Here is a 16,669-nt window from a genome sequence, read left to right as displayed (position 1 = left end):
GCACCGAGATGGTGATGCCGGGCGACAACATCTCCATGGAAGTCGAGCTGATCGCTCCGATCGCCATGGACGAGGGCCTGCGCTTCGCCATCCGCGAGGGGGGCCGCACCGTCGGCGCCGGCGTCGTCGCCTCGATCATCAAGTAAGTTAAAGGAGTCGATCCCGCCGTCGTTCCCCATGGTTCGGCGGCGGGATTGATCCCTGTCGTTTTCGGCATGCCGGCCGATAAAAAGGCTAGCAAGCCACGCGGCTATGCGCTATAAGCTCCGCTCCCCGCCGGGGGTAGAGCCTGCGGCGATAGGAGTGTAGCTCAATTGGTAGAGCACCGGTCTCCAAAACCGGGGGCTGGGGGTTCGAGCCCCTCCACTCCTGCCACGCCGTAACGAACCAGAACGGGCCGCTGACCGCGCCCTACACGTCGCACCGGAGCCCGCACGGTCTACGATGGCTAAAGTGAACCCCGCAGAATTCGCGCGCGACGTCCGCCGCGAGGTGGCCAAGGTCACCTGGCCGACCCGCAAGGAAACCGGCGTGACGACCGCCATGGTGTTCGTCATGGTGGTGGTGGCTTCGCTGTTCTTCCTCGTCGTGGATCAGGTGCTGGCCTTTGCCGTCCGTATGATCCTTGGGCTGGGAGCCTGATCGCCATGGCCGCGCGCTGGTACGTCGTTCACGTCTATTCGGGCTTCGAGAAGAAGGTCTCCCAGGCCATCCGCGAGAAGGCGGCTCAGAAGGGTCTGGAAGACAAGTTCGAAGAAATCCTGGTGCCGACCGAGGAAGTGGTCGAGGTGCGCCGAGGTTCCAAGATCAACACCGAGCGGAAGTTCTTCCCCGGCTACGTCCTCATCAAGATGGATTTGACGGACGAGTCCTGGCATCTCGTGAAGAACACGCCGAAGGTCACCGGGTTCCTGGGTGGCGGCGGCAAGCCGCAGCCGATCAGCCAGCGCGAAGCCGAGCGGATCATCCATCAGGTGCAGGAAGGCTTTGAGCGCCCCAAGCCCTCGATCACCTTCGAGGTGGGCGAGCAGGTTCGTGTGAGCGACGGCCCCTTCACCTCCTTCAACGGCATCGTCGAGGAAGTCGACGAGGAGAAGGCCCGCCTCAAGGTGGCGGTGTCGATCTTCGGCCGCTCCACGCCGGTCGAGCTGGAATACACCCAGGTCGAGAAGGTCTGAGACCAACAGTTTTCCCGGGGCACGTGATGAACAGTCACGTGCTCCTTTCTGCTGCGGAAGGCCCGCCATAGCCGCACCGCAAAGCCCCGCGACGCCGGACAGCGTATCGAGGCGTCGTATCTGGAGGTTGTGACATGGCAAAGAAAATCGTCGGCTTCATCAAGCTGCAGGTTCCGGCCGGCAAGGCGAATCCGTCGCCGCCCATCGGCCCGGCGCTCGGTCAGCGCGGCCTGAACATCATGGAGTTCTGCAAGGCCTTCAACGCCAAGACGCAGGACCTGGAAGTCGGTATGCCGATCCCGGTGGTCATCACCGCCTACGGCGACCGTACCTTCACCTTCGTCACGAAGACCCCGCCGGTCAGCTACTTCCTGAAGAAGGCCGCTGGCATCGATAAGGGCTCGCAGACCACCGGCAAGGGCGCTTTCGCCGGCAAGATCACGAAGACTCAGATTCGTGACATCGCCGAGAAGAAGATGAAGGACCTGAACGCCCACGACGTCGAGGCGGCCGCGAGCATGATCGCTGGTTCCGCCCGCTCGATGGGCCTCGAAGTGGTGGAGGGCTGATCCCATGGCGAAGCTCGGCAAGCGACTGACCGATTCCTACAAGAAGGTCGACCGCGAGGCGCTCTACTCGCTGGAAGGCGCCGTCTCCCTGATCAAGGGCCTGCCCAAGGCGAAGTTCGATGAGACCATCGAAATCGCCATGAACCTGGGCATCGATCCGCGTCACGCCGACCAGATGGTCCGCGGCGTGGTGAACCTGCCGAACGGCACCGGCAAGACCGTGCGCGTCGCCGTGTTCGCCAAGGGCACCAAGGCGGACGACGCCCTGGCCGCCGGCGCGGATATCGTCGGCGCCGACGATCTGGCCGAGAAGATCCTGGCCGGCAACATCGACTTCGACCGCTGCATCGCGTCTCCGGACATGATGGGCGTCGTCGGCAAGCTCGGTAAGGTGCTCGGCCCGCGCGGCCTGATGCCGAACCCGAAGCTCGGCACCGTGACCCCCGACGTGGCCGGCGCCGTCAAGGCCGCCAAGGCCGGCGCCGTGGAGTTCCGCGCCGAGAAGACCGGCATTGTGCACGCCGGCGTCGGCAAGGCCAGCTTCTCGGAAGAGGCTCTGGTGCAGAACATCCGCGCCTTCGTGGATGCCATCACCCGCGCCAAGCCGACCGGTGCCAAGGGCCAGTACCTGCTGAAGGTCTCGCTGTCCTCGACGATGGGCCCGGGCCTGAAGCTGGATCTGTCCACTCTGGCCGCCACGGCCTGAGTGACCTGAGTTTCGCCGCCGGCTCCTTCGGGAACCGGCGGCGATCGGGTGTCCCTGCGGGGATGCCCACCCTGTCCAAGACCGCTGGTGCCGGCGTCTCTCCGGAGGCAAGGGCTTAAACCCGCCAGAGCAGACAGGAGTTGAACCGTTAACCACGCGGGTTCGCCCGCGGTTCAGGAACGGCTCGAACTTCTGGGACAGGTTCGCCGGGGCTCCTCACCGAAAGGGAAGGGGTCCCTCGTAAACCTCTGTGCAAGGAGGCGATCCGTGGATCGTACACAAAAAGAAGCGACGATCGCGGACCTGCAGTCGAAGCTCCAGGAAACGGGCCTGGTGGTGGTCACCCACCATCTGGGCCTGACGGTGGCGGAAGTCACCGACCTGCGTGGCAAGATTCGGGCCGCGGGCGCGAGCTTCAAGGTGACGAAGAACCGGCTCGCCCGCCGCGCCCTTCAGGGCACGCAGTTCGAAGGTCTGGACGGTCTCTTCAAGGGGCCGACCGCGATCGCTTACTCGAAGGATCCCGTCGCGGCCGCCAAGGTGGTGGCCGACTACGCGAAGACCAACGAGAAGCTGAAGATCGTCGGTGCCGCTCTCGGCGACCAGATCCTCGACGCGGAGGGAGTGAAGGCTCTCGCCACGCTCCCGTCGCTGGACGAACTGCGCGCCAAGCTCGTGGGCATGATCCAGACTCCGGCGACCCGTATCGCCGGCGTTCTCCAGGCTCCGGGCGGCCAGGTCGCCCGCGTGCTGGCGGCCTACGCGAAGAAGGACGAGGCGGCCTGAGCCGCATCCGTCTAACTCTCTACCCATCCCAGAACATCGAGTTGTTGGAGCATTAAAATGGCTGATCTGCAGAAGCTGGTCGACGATCTCTCGGCCCTGACCGTCATTGAGGCCGCCGAGCTGTCGAAGCTGCTGGAAGAGAAGTGGGGCGTCTCCGCCGCCGCTCCGGTGGCCGTTGCCGCCGCCGGTCCGGCCGCTGCCGCCGCCCCGGTCGAAGAGCAGACCGAGTTCAACGTGATCCTCGCCGACGCTGGCGACAAGAAGATCAACGTGATCAAGGAAGTCCGCGCCATCACCGGCCTGGGCCTGAAGGAAGCCAAGGACCTGGTCGAAGGCGCCCCGAAGCCGGTCAAGGAGGCCGTGTCGAAGGACGAGGCCGCCAAGATCAAGAAGCAGCTTGAAGAGGCCGGCGCCAAGGTCGATATTAAGTAAGACCGTCTTGCTGCGACGGATAAGACATATCCACGCCGGACGGCGGCTGGTCCCCGAGGGGGCCTGCCGCCGCACGGCGTTTTCTGCCTTCCACCGGACCGGGTTTCTCGGTCCGGCTCTTTCCGTCCCTGCATAAGGGGCGGGCCGCGCGATCATCGCCGCGTCGCGGCGAGCACCCTGGTTCGCGTGCTTCTGGTCGAGCGTACTCACGATTCTGACGTTTGGGGACATCCATGGCCAAATCCTTTACGGGTCGAAAGCGTGTTCGGAAGAGCTTCGGGCGCATCCCGGAAGTCACCCAGATGCCCAACCTCATCGAGGTGCAGCGCAGCTCCTACGACCACTTCCTGCAAATGGACGTCCCGCCGGAGAAGCGGGCCAACCTGGGTCTGCAGGAGGTGTTCCGGTCGGTGTTCCCGATCAAGGATTTCTCCGACCGCGCCGTCCTCGACTTCGTGAAGTACGAGCTTGAGCAGCCGAAGTATGACGTCGAGGAGTGCCAGCAGCGCGGCATGACCTTCGCCGCCCCGCTGAAGGTGACCCTGCGCCTCTCCGTCTTCGACGTGGAAGAGGACACGGGCCTGCGCTCGATCCGCGACATCAAGGAGCAGGACGTCTACATGGGCGACATGCCCCTGATGACGGCCAACGGCACCTTCATCATCAACGGCACCGAGCGCGTCATCGTCTCGCAGATGCACCGCAGCCCGGGCGTCTTCTTCGACCATGACAAGGGCAAGACCCATTCGTCGGGCAAGTATCTCTTCGCCGCCCGCGTGATCCCGTACCGCGGCTCCTGGCTGGACTTCGAGTTCGACGCCAAGGACCTCGTCTACGTGCGCATCGACCGCCGCCGCAAGCTGCCGGCCACCACGCTGCTGTTCGCCCTGGACGGCGCGGACACCGAGGCGCTGCGCGCCGAGCGGAAGGCCCAGAAGAAGGACCTGCTGCCCTACGAGGCGCAGGGCATGTCGAAGGAAGAGATCCTCAATTTCTTCTACGAGACGATCACCTACACCCGCGCGTCGGGCGGCTGGAAGACCCCCTTCAACGCCGACCGCATGAAGGGCGTGAAGGTCGCCTCCGACCTCGTGGACGCGACCTCCGGCCAGGTCGTCGCCGAGGCCGGCACCAAGATGACGCCGCGCCTGATCAAGAAGCTGGTCGAGGGCGGCCTCACCGAGCAGCTCGTCTCCACCGAGGAGCTGACCGGCCGCTACCTCGCCGTCGACATCATCAACGAGCGGACCGGCGAAGTCCTGTTCGAAGCCGGTGACGAACTGTCGGCGAGCGACCTCGACAAGCTGGAGAAGGCCGGCGTCGACGAGCTGCCGGTGCTGGCGATCGACCACCTCAACGTCGGCGCCTACATCCGCAACACGATGGCGGCCGACCGCAACGCGTCCCGCGAGGACGCGCTGATCGACATCTACCGCGTCATGCGTCCGGGCGAGCCGCCGACCCTGGAGTCGGCGGAAGCGCTGTTCGCCGGCCTGTTCTTCGACAGCGAGCGCTACGACCTGTCGGCGGTGGGCCGGGTCAAGATGAACGCGCGCCTGAACTTCCAGACGGACGACAGCGTCCGCGTCCTGCGCAAGCAGGACATCATGTCGATCCTCAAGGTCCTGGTGAACCTGAAGGACGGCCGCGGCGAGATCGACGACATCGACCATCTCGGCAACCGCCGCGTCCGTTCGGTCGGCGAGCTGATGGAGAACCAGTACCGCGTCGGCCTGCTGCGCATGGAGCGCGCGATCCGCGAGCGCATGAGCTCGGTCGAGATCGACACGGTCATGCCGCACGACCTGATCAACGCCAAGCCGGCGGCGGCGGCGGTGCGCGAGTTCTTCGGCTCGTCGCAGCTCTCGCAGTTCATGGACCAGACCAACCCGCTGTCCGAGATCACGCACAAGCGTCGTCTCTCGGCCCTCGGCCCGGGCGGTCTGACCCGCGAGCGCGCCGGCTTCGAGGTGCGCGACGTGCACCCGACGCACTATGGCCGCATCTGCCCGATTGAGACGCCCGAAGGTCCGAACATCGGTCTGATCAACTCGCTGGCGACCTACGCCCGCGTGAACCAGTACGGCTTCATCGAGAGCCCGTACCGCAAGGTTCAGGACGGTCGCGTCACCGACGAGGTGGTCTACCTCTCCGCCATGGAGGAGGGCCGCTACGTCGTCGCCCAGGCGAACGCCGAGCTGGACGCGGAGAACCGCTTCGCCGCCGACCTCGTGTCCTGCCGGCAGGGCGGCGAATACCTGATGTTCCGCCCGGAGGCCATCGACCTGATCGACGTGTCGCCGAAGCAGCTCGTCTCCGTCGCCGCGGCGCTGATCCCGTTCCTCGAGAACGACGACGCGAACCGCGCGCTGATGGGCTCGAACATGCAGCGCCAGGCGGTGCCGCTGGTCAAGGCCGACGCGCCGCTGGTCGGCACGGGCATGGAGGCCACGGTCGCCCGCGACAGCGGCGTGACCATCGTCGCCAAGCGCAAGGGCATCGTCGACCAGATCGACGCGACCCGCATCGTGGTGCGGGCGACCGACTCGTCCGACGCCACGGCGCCGGGCGTGGACATCTACAACCTGCTGAAGTTCCAGCGTTCCAACCAGAACACCTGCATCACCCAGCGTCCGCTGGTGAAGGTGGGCGACCGCGTGGCGGCCGGCGACATCATCGCCGACGGCCCCTCGACGGAGCTGGGCGAGCTGGCGCTGGGCCGCAACGTGCTCGTCGCCTTCATGCCGTGGAACGGCTACAACTTCGAGGACTCGATCCTCATCAACGAGCGCATCGTCAAGGATGACGTCTTCACCTCGATCCACATCGAGGAGTTCGAGGTCATGGCCCGCGACACCAAGCTGGGCCAGGAGGAAATCACCCGCGACATTCCGAACGTCGGTGAGGAAGCCCTCAAGAACCTCGACGAGGCCGGCATCGTCTACATCGGCGCCGAGGTCCGCCCGGGCGACATCCTGGTCGGCAAGGTGACGCCGAAGGGCGAAAGCCCGATGACTCCGGAAGAGAAGCTGCTGCGCGCCATCTTCGGCGAGAAGGCGTCCGACGTCCGCGACACCTCGCTGCGCCTGCCGCCGGGTGTGGCCGGGACGATCGTCGAGGTCCGCGTCTTCAGCCGCCGCGGCGTCGACAAGGACGAGCGCGCCCTGGCGATCGAGCGCGCCGAGATCGAGAAGCTGGCCAAGGACCGCGACGACGAGCGCGCGATCCTGGAGCGCAGCTTCTACACCCGCCTGAAGGAGGTCATCCTCGGCCAGACCGCCCAGTCCGGCCCGAAGGGCATGCGGGCCGGCACGGTGCTGACCGACGCCGAGCTGGCGAACCTGACCAAGGGCCAGTGGCGCCAGATCTCCATCGCCGACGAGCAGGTGATGGAGACGGTGGAGAGCCTGGGTAAGGTCTTCGACGACTCGATCCAGGCGCTGCAGAACCGCTTCGAGAACAAGGTCGAGAAGCTGCAGCGCGGCGACGAGCTGCCGCCGGGCGTGATGAAGATGGTCAAGGTCTTCGTCGCGGTGAAGCGCAAGCTGCAGCCGGGCGACAAGATGGCCGGCCGCCACGGCAACAAGGGCGTGGTGTCCCGCATCCTGCCGCAGGAGGACATGCCGTACCTGGAGGACGGCCAGCCGGTCGATCTGGTTCTGAACCCGCTGGGCGTGCCGTCGCGCATGAACATCGGTCAGATCCTGGAGACCCATCTTGGCTGGGCGTCGGCCGGGCTCGGCAAGCAGATCGGCCGCGCCATCGACCAGTACCGCCTCGCCATGAAGGGCCGCGGCGACGCCGCCCAGACCATGGACGGGCTGCGCATCACGCTGAAGGAAGCCTACGGCCAGAAGGTCTACGACGACCAGATCGCCGACATGACCGAGGGCGAGCTGCTGGAGCTGGGCGGCAACCTGCGCAAGGGCGTTCCCTTTGCCACGCCGGTCTTCGACGGCGCGCGCGAGGAGGACATCTGCCAGCAGCTGGAGAAGGCGGGTCTGGACCGCTCCGGTCAGGTCACCCTGATCGACGGCCGCACCGGCGAGGCCTTCGACCGCAAGGTGACCGTCGGCTACATCTACATGCTGAAGCTGCACCACCTCGTGGACGACAAGATCCACGCGCGCTCGATCGGTCCCTACTCGCTGGTCACCCAGCAGCCGCTGGGCGGTAAGGCCCAGTTCGGCGGACAGCGCTTCGGTGAAATGGAAGTGTGGGCGCTCGAAGCCTACGGCGCCGCCTACACGCTGCAGGAAATGCTCACGGTCAAGTCGGACGACGTGTCCGGCCGCACCAAGGTCTACGAGGCGATCGTCCGCGGCGACGACAACTTCGAGGCGGGCATCCCTGAGTCCTTCAACGTTCTGGTCAAGGAGCTGCGCTCCCTGGGCCTGAACGTCGAGCTGAACCAGCGGTCGTACTGAGCCCAAGAGACTTGAACCCGCCGGAGGAGGGGCCATGTTGGCCCCTTCCGGCGGGAACTGCCCTTAACCGACAACGCGGCGCTGCCAGCGGGAGACGGTCATGAACGAGTTGATGAACATTTTCGGCCAGGTCCAGGGTCCCCAGAGCTTCGATCAGATCCGCATTCAGATCGCGAGCCCCGAGCGCATCCGGTCCTGGTCGTTCGGCGAGATCAAGAAGCCGGAAACCATCAACTATCGCACTTTCAAGCCTGAGCGCGACGGCCTGTTCTGCGCCCGCATCTTCGGTCCGATCAAGGACTACGAGTGCCTGTGCGGCAAGTACAAGCGCATGAAGTACCGCGGCATCATCTGCGAGAAGTGCGGCGTCGAGGTGACGCTGTCGAAGGTCCGGCGCGAGCGCATGGGCCACATCGAGCTGGCCTCGCCGGTCGCCCACATCTGGTTCCTGAAGTCCCTGCCGAGCCGCATCGGTCTGCTGCTCGACATGACGCTGAAGGATCTGGAGCGCATCCTCTACTTCGAGAACTACGTCGTCATTGAGCCGGGCCTGACCCCGCTGAAGCTCCACCAGCTTCTCAGCGAGGAGGAGTTCGTCTCCGCCCAGGACGAGTACGGCGAGGATGCCTTCACCGCCTCGATCGGTGCCGAGGCGCTGCGCATCATGCTGTCGGCGCTCGACATGGAGGAGGAGAAGAAGACCTGCCGCGAGGAGCTGCGGGACACCTCGTCCGAGGCCAAGCGCAAGAAGCTCGTGAAGCGGCTGAAGCTGATCGACGCCTTCCTGTCGTCGCAGTCGCGTCCGGAATGGATGATCCTGGAAGTCATTCCGGTGATCCCGCCGGAGCTGCGCCCGCTCGTCCCGCTGGACGGCGGCCGCTTCGCGACGTCCGACCTGAACGACCTGTACCGCCGCGTCATCAACCGCAACAACCGTCTGAAGCGGCTGATCGAGCTGAAGGCGCCGGACATCATCGTCCGCAACGAGAAGCGCATGCTGCAGGAGGCCGTCGACGCGCTGTTCGACAACGGCCGCCGTGGCCGCGTCATCACCGGCGCCAACAAGCGTCCGCTGAAGTCGCTGTCCGACATGCTGAAGGGCAAGCAGGGCCGCTTCCGTCAGAACCTCCTCGGCAAGCGCGTCGACTACTCGGGCCGCTCGGTCATCGTGGTCGGTCCGGAGCTGAAGCTGCACCAGTGCGGCCTGCCGAAGAAGATGGCGCTGGAGCTGTTCAAGCCCTTCATCTACGCGAAGCTGGAGCTGTACGGCCTCGCCTCGACCATCAAGGCAGCCAAGCGGATGGTCGAGAAGGAGCGTCCCGAGGTGTGGGACATCCTCGAGGAGGTCATCCGCGAGCATCCGGTGATGCTGAACCGCGCGCCGACGCTGCACCGCCTGGGCATCCAGGCCTTCGAACCGACGCTGATCGAAGGCAAGGCGATCCAGCTGCACCCGCTGGTCTGCACCGCCTTCAACGCGGACTTCGACGGCGACCAGATGGCCGTGCACGTCCCGCTGAGCCTCGAAGCCCAGCTGGAAGCGCGCGTGCTGATGATGTCGACCAACAACATCCTGTCGCCCGCCAACGGCAAGCCGATCATCGTGCCGTCGCAGGACATCGTGCTGGGTCTCTACTACATCACGATGGACCGGCCGGGCGAGAAGGGCGAGGGCATGACCTTCGCCAACGTCGGCGAGATCGAGCAGGCGCTGGACGCCAAGGTCGTGACGCTGCACGCCAAGGTGAAGGCGCGCTACAAGGGCGTGGACGAGAACGGCGACGAGAAGATCTCCATCGTGGAGACGACCCCGGGCCGCATGCTGCTGTCCGAGATCCTGCCGCGCAACCCGGCGGTGCCCTTCGCGCTGATCAACCGCCTGCTGACCAAGAAGGACGTCGGCAACGTCATCGACGCCGTCTACCGCCATTGCGGTCAGAAGGAGACGGTGATCTTCGCCGACCGCCTGATGAAGCTCGGCTTCGGCCACGCCTGCCGCGCCGGCATCTCCTTCGGCAAGGATGACATGGTCATCCCCGAGGCGAAGAAGAAGCTGGTCAACGACAGCAAGGAGCGGGTGAAGGAGTTCGAGCAGCAGTATCTCGACGGTCTGATCACCCAGGGCGAGAAGTACAACAAGGTCGTCGACGTCTGGTCGGAATGCACTGAAAAGGTGGCGACGGAGATGATGAAGGTCATCTCCGACACCAAGCCGGGCAAGCCGGTCAACTCGGTCTACATGATGGCCCACTCCGGCGCGCGTGGCTCGGCCGCCCAGATCCGCCAGCTGGCGGGCATGCGCGGCCTGATGGCCAAGCCGTCGGGCGAGATCATCGAGACGCCGATCATCTCGAACTTCAAGGAAGGCCTGACCGTGCTGGAGTACTTCAACTCCACCCACGGCGCCCGCAAGGGTCTGGCCGACACCGCCTTGAAGACGGCGAACTCCGGTTACCTGACCCGTCGTCTCGTCGACGTGGCCCAGGACGCCATCATCGTCGAGGTCGATTGCGGCACCGACAAGGGCATCACCGTCAAGGCGGTGATCGACGGCGGTGAGGTCATCTCCCCGCTGGGCGACCGCATCCTCGGCCGCACGGTGGTCGGCGACCTGATCGACCCGCTGAACGGCGAGCTGATCGTGCCGAACGCCGGCCTGATCGACGAGGCCACGGTCGACCGTATCGAGCGCTCGGGCATCGACAGCGTCATGATCCGCTCGGTCCTGACCTGCGAGACCAAGGACGGCGTCTGCGCCAAGTGCTACGGCCGCGATCTGGCCCGCGGCACGCTGGTCAACGTCGGCGAGGCGGTCGGCGTCATCGCCGCCCAGTCGATCGGCGAGCCGGGCACGCAGCTCACCATGCGCACGTTCCACATCGGTGGCGCGGCGCAGCGCGGTGCGGAGCAGAGTCAGGTGGAGGCGGCGTTCGATGCCACGGTGCGGATCAACAACCGCAACGTCGTCATCAACTCCTCCAACATCCCGGTGGTCATGGGCCGCAACACCGAGGTGATCCTGCTCGACGAGCAGGGCCGCGAGCGGGCGCGTCACCGCGTCCCGTACGGTGCGAAACTGCTGGCCGACGAGGGCGTGAAGGTCGAGCGCGGCCAGAAGCTGGCCGAGTGGGACCCCTACACCCTGCCGATCATCACCGAGCGCGAGGGTACCGCCCACTACGTCGATCTCGTGGAGGGCATCTCCATGCGCGAGGTGATGGACGAGGCGACCGGCATCTCGTCGAAGGTCGTGGTGGACTGGCGTCAGCAGCCGCGCGGTGCGGATCTGAAGCCGCGCATCACGCTGCGCGACGAGCGGGGCGAGATCATCACGCTGGCCAACGGTCTGGAGGCCCGCTACTTCATGTCGGTGGACGCCATTCTCTCGGTCGAGAACGGCGCCCATGTCCGGGCCGGCGACGTGCTGGCGCGTATCCCGCGCGAGTCGTCCAAGACCCGCGACATCACGGGCGGTCTGCCGCGCGTGGCCGAGCTGTTCGAGGCGCGCCGTCCGAAGGACTTCGCGATCATCTCGGACCTCGACGGCCGCGTGGAGTTCGGCAAGGACTACAAGACCAAGCGCCGCATCGTCGTCCGCAACGACGAGACGGGGGACGAGCGCGAGTATCTGATCCCGAAGGGCAAGCACATCTCCGTGCAGGAGGGTGACTATGTCCAGCGCGGCGACCTGCTGATGGACGGCAACCCGGTGCCGCACGACATCCTGTCGGTGATGGGCGTGGAGGCTCTGGCCAACTACCTCATCAACGAGATCCAGGACGTCTATCGACTGCAGGGCGTGAAGATCAACGACAAGCACATCGAGGTGATCGTCCGCCAGATGCTGCAGAAGGTCGAGATCACCGACGCCGGCGAGACCACCTTCCTGGTGGGCGAGCAGGTCGATCGTCAGGAGTTCGACGAAGAGAACGAGAAGACCGTCGCCGAGGGGCTGAAGCCGGCCGCCGGCCATCCGGTCCTGCAGGGCATCACCAAGGCGTCGCTGCAGACGCGGTCCTTCATCTCCGCCGCGTCGTTCCAGGAAACCACCCGCGTCCTCACGGAGGCGGCGGTGTCGGGCAAGACCGACAACCTGGAAGGCCTGAAGGAGAACGTGATCGTCGGCCGCCTGATCCCGGCTGGCACGGGCTCCGTCGTCAACCGCCTGAAGCAGATCGCCGCCGAGCGGGATCGCGCGATGGCGCTGGGCGAGGATGGCGAGGGCGAGGCTCCGGCCCTGCCGCATCCGGGCGAGAGCACCGCCGCCTGAGGTTCCGGGGCCCGAGGTATCGGCGCATAGGGTAGGGCAGGGGGCGCGTTCCGCAGGGGACGCGCCCCTTTGTCATTTGTTCAGGTGGGTTTAGGATCGTCGCTCCCACGCATCGGAGCCTTCGCCATGACCGAGAACGCGCCCAGCTTCGGCCTGCTGCTGTTTCCCAACGTCACGCAGCTCGACCTCACCGGCCCTTACGAGGTGCTGGCCCGCGTGCCCGGCGCCAAGGTCCATCTGCTGTGGAAGACGCTCGATCCGGTGCGCTCCGACACCGGCCTGACCATCCTCCCCACGGCGACCCTGGCCGATGCTCCGCCGCTCGACCTTCTTCTCGTGCCCGGCGGTGGCGGCATCAACGCGCTGCTGACCGACGAGGAGGTCCTGACCTTCCTGGCGGAACGGGCGTCCGATACCCGCTATCTCTCCGGAATTTGCACCGGCTCCCTGGTGCTCGGCGCCGCCGGGTTGCTGGAAGGGAAGCGGGCCGGCACGCATTGGGCCTCCCGCGACTTCCTTTCATCCTTCGGTGCCACGCCGGTGGCCGAGCGCGTGGTGGTGGACGGCACGTTGTTCACCGGCGGCGGCGTGACCGCGGGAATCGACGTGGCGCTGCGGATCGTCGGCGAGCTGTTCGGCGCGGACGCCGCGAAGCGCGTCCAGCTCTCCATAGAATACGACCCGCAGCCGCCCTTCGACGCCGGCTCGCCGGACGGGGCAGGGGAGGTGGTGACGGCCGATCTCCTCGCGCGGATGCGCCCGATGCTTGAGGCGCGGGCCGCCGCGGTGGAGGCGGGTGCGGACGCGTTGCGCCGCCGCCGGTCCGCTCGCGCCGGCTGACACGGAAACGTCGTCGAAGCGCACGAAGAACGGTCATCTGCGCGCTTGACGGGTCACTGGCAGACCCATATAGTCCGCGAACTTCAAAAGGAGCCTCGGGAAGGTCTTTCGCCCATCCTGACCGGCATCCGGCTGAACCCAAGCGACATAGCTGAACGACGGGTTCCTTGCGAACCGATCCGACGGCGATCGACCATTGGGCCCGCTCGAAGCCCCTCAGGCTTCGCAGGCGGGCTTTTGCATCGTCCGGTGCCGCCGGGCGATTTTCCAATCGGTCCGGCTCCGCCGGCCGAGTGACCTGAAGGGATGAAGGGCAGATATGCCGACGATCAACCAGTTGATCCGTAAGCCGCGCGAGCCCTTGGCCGCGCGCAATAAGGTTCCCGCGATGGAGGCGTGCCCGCAGAAGCGTGGCGTCTGCACCCGCGTCTACACGACCACGCCGAAGAAGCCGAACTCGGCTCTGCGTAAGGTCGCCCGCGTTCGCCTGACGAACGGCTTCGAAGTGACCTCCTACATCCCCGGTGAAGGCCATAACCTCCAGGAACACTCGGTGGTTATGATCCGCGGCGGCCGTGTGAAGGATCTTCCCGGCGTTCGCTACCACATCATCCGCGGCACGCTCGATACCCAGGGCGTGAAGGACCGTAAGCAGCGTCGTTCGAAGTACGGCGCGAAGCGTCCGAAGTAAGGAGTATTCACGATGTCCCGTCGTCGTCGCGCCGAGAAGCGTGAGGTCCTGCCGGACGCCAAGTATGGCGACCGCGTCCTGACCAAGTTCATGAACTGCCTGATGCTGGACGGCAAGAAGTCCGCCGCCGAGCGCATCGTCTACGGCGCGCTCAGCCGCATCGAGGCCAAGACCAAGAACGAGCCGGTTCAGGTCTTCCACGACGCCCTGCTGAACGTGAAGCCGCACCTCGAAGTGCGCTCGCGTCGCGTCGGTGGCGCCACCTACCAGGTTCCGGTCGAGGTCCGCACGGACCGCGCCCAGGCCCTGGCCATCCGTTGGCTCATCGGCGCCGCCCGCGCCCGCTCGGAAAACACCATGACCGAGCGTCTGTCGGGTGAGCTGCTGGATGCCGCCAACCAGCGTGGCACCGCCGTGAAGAAGCGCGAAGACACCCATCGTATGGCGGAAGCCAACAAGGCCTTCTCGCACTACCGCTGGTAAGGCACCCACCGGCCCAGGTGCTTGTCATGCCCCGTTCCCATCCCCTGAACCGTTACCGCAACATCGGCATCATGGCTCACATCGATGCCGGTAAGACCACGACCACCGAGCGGATTTTGTACTACACTGGAAAGTCGTACAAAATCGGCGAGGTGCACGAGGGCACCGCGGTGATGGATTGGATGGAGCAGGAACAGGAACGGGGCATCACCATCACCTCCGCGGCCACGACCTGCTTCTGGCGCGACCACCGCATCAACATCATCGACACACCGGGCCACGTCGACTTCACGATTGAAGTCGAACGCAGCCTGCGCGTGCTCGACGGTGCGATTGCGGTGTTCGATTCCGTTGCGGGGGTGGAGCCCCAGTCCGAGACCGTGTGGCGGCAGGCCGACAAGTACGGCGTGCCCCGCATGTGTTTCGTCAACAAGCTGGATCGCACCGGCGCGGACTTCTTCCGCTGCGTCGCCATGATGAAGGAACGGCTGGGCGCTTTCCCGCTCGTCCTCCAGCTTCCGATCGGGTCCGAGGCCAGCTTTGTCGGCGTCGTCGATCTGGTCGCCATGCGCGCCATCGTCTGGAAAGAAGAGACGTTGGGCGCCGAGTTCTATTATACCGACATTCCGGACGCTCTGAAGGACGCCGCCGCGCGCCACCGCCAGGCGCTGCTCGACGCCGTCCTGGAACTCGACGACGCGGCCATGGAGGCCTATCTCGAGTCCGGGCAGGAACCATCCGAGGACACGCTCAAGGCCTGCATCCGCAAGGGCACCGTGGGCCTGCGCTTCGTGCCGGTGCTCTGCGGCTCCGCGTTCAAGAACAAGGGCATCCAGCCGATGCTGGACGCCGTGGTGGACTATCTGCCGGCCCCCGTGGACGTCGGGGCGGTCCGGGGGCACCGCGTCGGCAGCCCCGAGACGGACGAGCGCGCGCCGGACGACGCCGCTCCCTTCTCCGCGCTCGCCTTCAAGATCATGAACGACCCCTTCGTCGGGTCGCTGACCTTCGTGCGCGTCTATTCCGGCACCGTCGCCTCCGGCACCGCCGTGCTGAATCCCGGCAAGGACGAGAAGGAGCGCATCGGCCGCATGCTGCTGATGCACGCCAACAGCCGGGAGGAGATCGACGAGGCCTACGCCGGCGACATCGTCGCCTTCACCGCGCTGAAGAGCACGACGACCGGCGACACTCTGTGCGATCCCGCCAAGCCCATCGTCCTGGAGCGGATGGAATTTCCGGAACCGGTCATCGAGGTGGCCGTCGAGCCGAAGTCCAAGGCCGACCAGGAAAAGATGAGCATGGCGCTGTCCCGCCTCGCCCAGGAGGATCCCTCCTTCCGCGTGGCCGTCGACCATGAGAGCGGTCAGACGATCATCAAGGGGATGGGCGAACTGCATCTGGAAATCATCGTCGACCGCATGAAGCGCGAGTTCAAGGTGGATGCGAACGTCGGCGCGCCGCAGGTGGCGTACCGCGAGACCATCACCAAGACCGCCGAGATTGATTACACCCACAAGAAGCAGACCGGGGGCACCGGGCAGTTCGCCCGCGTCAAGCTGGTCTTCGAGCCACAGCCCGCCGGCAGCGGCTTTGTGTTCCAGAACAAGGTCGTCGGCGGCGCCGTGCCCAAAGAGTTCATTCCGGGCGTGCAGAAGGGGCTGGACGCCTCGCTGCACAGCGGCGTGGTCGTTGGCTTCCCGGTCATCGACCTCAAGGTCGCGCTGGTCGACGGCGCCTTCCACGACGTCGACTCCTCGGTGCTCGCCTTCGAGATCGCCACCCGCGCGGCCTTCCGCGAGGGCATGCAGAAGGCCGGCCCGATGCTTCTGGAGCCGATCATGAGGGTTGAGGTGGTGACGCCTGAAGACTACATGGGCGACATCATCGGGGACCTGAACAGCCGCCGCGGCCAGATCACCGCCATGGACCAGCGGGGCAACGCCCGCTCGATCCTGGCGATGGTTCCGTTGGCGTCGATGTTCGGTTATGTGAACACCCTGCGCTCGATGAGTCAGGGGCGTGCGCAGTACACGATGCAGTTCGACCACCACGAGCCGGTGCCGCAGACCATTGCGGAGACCATCCGCGCCAGGATGGCCTGAAACCGCTGGAACGACAAAGAGACGGAGAGCACACACCATGGCGAAGGCAAAGTTCGAGCGGAACAAGCCGCACTGCAACATCGGCACGATCGGCCACGTCGACCACGGCAAGACGTCGCTGACGGCGGCGATCACGAAGGTGCTGGCCGAGAGCGGCGGCGCGACCTTCACCGCCTACGACC

General features: G+C 65.8%; 14 protein-coding genes and 1 tRNA gene. All 15 read left to right on the top strand.

Features of this window, described 5'->3' with window-relative positions:
• Positions 1–146, top strand: a 146-nt coding sequence (locus ACFPMG_RS18835; RefSeq protein ID WP_465252026.1) for an EF-Tu C-terminal domain-related protein, incomplete at its 5' end; no start/stop codon positions are given.
• Positions 147–299: 153 nt separating this feature from the next.
• A tRNA-Trp gene (locus ACFPMG_RS18830) sits at positions 300–375 on the top strand.
• A 69-nt stretch (positions 376–444) separates the two neighbouring features.
• Complete coding sequence (secE, locus tag ACFPMG_RS18825; RefSeq protein WP_376996607.1) at positions 445–642, top strand: preprotein translocase subunit SecE; 198 nt, start codon at positions 445–447, stop codon at positions 640–642.
• Positions 643–647: 5 nt separating this feature from the next.
• A complete protein-coding gene (gene nusG, locus ACFPMG_RS18820; RefSeq protein WP_038526785.1) occupies positions 648–1,178 on the top strand; it encodes a transcription termination/antitermination protein NusG in 531 nt (176 codons plus the stop codon).
• Positions 1,179–1,312: 134 nt separating this feature from the next.
• Positions 1,313–1,747, top strand: coding sequence for a 50S ribosomal protein L11 (gene rplK, locus ACFPMG_RS18815; protein WP_014241051.1), 435 nt, complete (start codon positions 1,313–1,315; stop codon positions 1,745–1,747).
• 4 nt (positions 1,748–1,751) lie between these two features.
• A complete protein-coding gene (gene rplA / locus ACFPMG_RS18810) occupies positions 1,752–2,453 on the top strand; it encodes a 50S ribosomal protein L1 (protein ID WP_035675066.1) in 702 nt (233 codons plus the stop codon).
• 267 nt (positions 2,454–2,720) lie between these two features.
• Positions 2,721–3,239 carry a 50S ribosomal protein L10 gene (gene rplJ / locus ACFPMG_RS18805; RefSeq protein ID WP_014241049.1) on the top strand — a complete coding sequence of 173 codons (519 nt, stop codon included), beginning with the start codon at positions 2,721–2,723 and terminating at the stop codon, positions 3,237–3,239.
• Between the two features lie 57 nt (positions 3,240–3,296).
• Positions 3,297–3,671 (top strand): 50S ribosomal protein L7/L12, encoded by a 375-nt coding sequence (rplL, locus tag ACFPMG_RS18800; RefSeq protein WP_035675064.1) that lies wholly within the window; start codon positions 3,297–3,299, stop codon positions 3,669–3,671.
• Between the two features lie 233 nt (positions 3,672–3,904).
• Positions 3,905–8,098, top strand: coding sequence for a DNA-directed RNA polymerase subunit beta (gene rpoB / locus ACFPMG_RS18795; RefSeq protein ID WP_376996606.1), 4,194 nt, complete (start codon positions 3,905–3,907; stop codon positions 8,096–8,098).
• 100 nt (positions 8,099–8,198) lie between these two features.
• Positions 8,199–12,368, top strand: a complete 4,170-nt coding sequence (gene rpoC, locus ACFPMG_RS18790) for a DNA-directed RNA polymerase subunit beta' (RefSeq protein WP_376996605.1) — start codon at positions 8,199–8,201, stop codon at positions 12,366–12,368.
• Positions 12,369–12,494: 126 nt separating this feature from the next.
• Positions 12,495–13,208 (top strand): DJ-1/PfpI family protein, encoded by a 714-nt coding sequence (locus ACFPMG_RS18785; protein ID WP_376996604.1) that lies wholly within the window; start codon positions 12,495–12,497, stop codon positions 13,206–13,208.
• 319 nt (positions 13,209–13,527) lie between these two features.
• Entirely contained in the window at positions 13,528–13,899 is a 372-nt protein-coding gene (rpsL, locus tag ACFPMG_RS18780; RefSeq protein WP_012973201.1) for a 30S ribosomal protein S12, read from the top strand.
• Positions 13,900–13,911: 12 nt separating this feature from the next.
• Positions 13,912–14,382, top strand: coding sequence for a 30S ribosomal protein S7 (gene rpsG, locus ACFPMG_RS18775; RefSeq protein ID WP_014241043.1), 471 nt, complete (start codon positions 13,912–13,914; stop codon positions 14,380–14,382).
• Between the two features lie 26 nt (positions 14,383–14,408).
• Positions 14,409–16,487 carry an elongation factor G gene (gene fusA / locus ACFPMG_RS18770; protein WP_376996603.1) on the top strand — a complete coding sequence of 693 codons (2,079 nt, stop codon included), beginning with the start codon at positions 14,409–14,411 and terminating at the stop codon, positions 16,485–16,487.
• Between the two features lie 37 nt (positions 16,488–16,524).
• Positions 16,525–16,669: GTP-binding protein (locus ACFPMG_RS18765; protein WP_247894914.1), on the top strand; the 145-nt coding region annotated here is incomplete at its 3' end.

Source organism: Azospirillum himalayense (genome assembly GCF_042657465.1).
Taxonomy (GTDB): domain Bacteria; phylum Pseudomonadota; class Alphaproteobacteria; order Azospirillales; family Azospirillaceae; genus Azospirillum; species Azospirillum himalayense.
This window is presented reverse-complemented; position numbering and strand designations above follow the sequence as displayed.

Excerpts from the sequence above, each read along its gene's own strand:
- secE (WP_376996607.1), top strand. The coding sequence starts at position 445 with ATGGCTAAAGTGAACCCCGCAGAATTCGCGCGCGACGTCCGCCGCGAG.
- nusG (WP_038526785.1), top strand. The coding sequence starts at position 648 with ATGGCCGCGCGCTGGTACGTCGTTCACGTCTATTCGGGCTTCGAGAAG.
- rplK (WP_014241051.1), top strand. The coding sequence starts at position 1,313 with ATGGCAAAGAAAATCGTCGGCTTCATCAAGCTGCAGGTTCCGGCCGGC.
- rplA (WP_035675066.1), top strand. The coding sequence starts at position 1,752 with ATGGCGAAGCTCGGCAAGCGACTGACCGATTCCTACAAGAAGGTCGAC.
- rplL (WP_035675064.1), top strand. The coding sequence starts at position 3,297 with ATGGCTGATCTGCAGAAGCTGGTCGACGATCTCTCGGCCCTGACCGTC.
- rpoB (WP_376996606.1), top strand. The coding sequence starts at position 3,905 with ATGGCCAAATCCTTTACGGGTCGAAAGCGTGTTCGGAAGAGCTTCGGG.
- rpoC (WP_376996605.1), top strand. The coding sequence starts at position 8,199 with ATGAACGAGTTGATGAACATTTTCGGCCAGGTCCAGGGTCCCCAGAGC.
- ACFPMG_RS18785 (WP_376996604.1), top strand. The coding sequence starts at position 12,495 with ATGACCGAGAACGCGCCCAGCTTCGGCCTGCTGCTGTTTCCCAACGTC.
- rpsL (WP_012973201.1), top strand. The coding sequence starts at position 13,528 with ATGCCGACGATCAACCAGTTGATCCGTAAGCCGCGCGAGCCCTTGGCC.
- rpsG (WP_014241043.1), top strand. The coding sequence starts at position 13,912 with ATGTCCCGTCGTCGTCGCGCCGAGAAGCGTGAGGTCCTGCCGGACGCC.
- fusA (WP_376996603.1), top strand. The coding sequence starts at position 14,409 with ATGCCCCGTTCCCATCCCCTGAACCGTTACCGCAACATCGGCATCATG.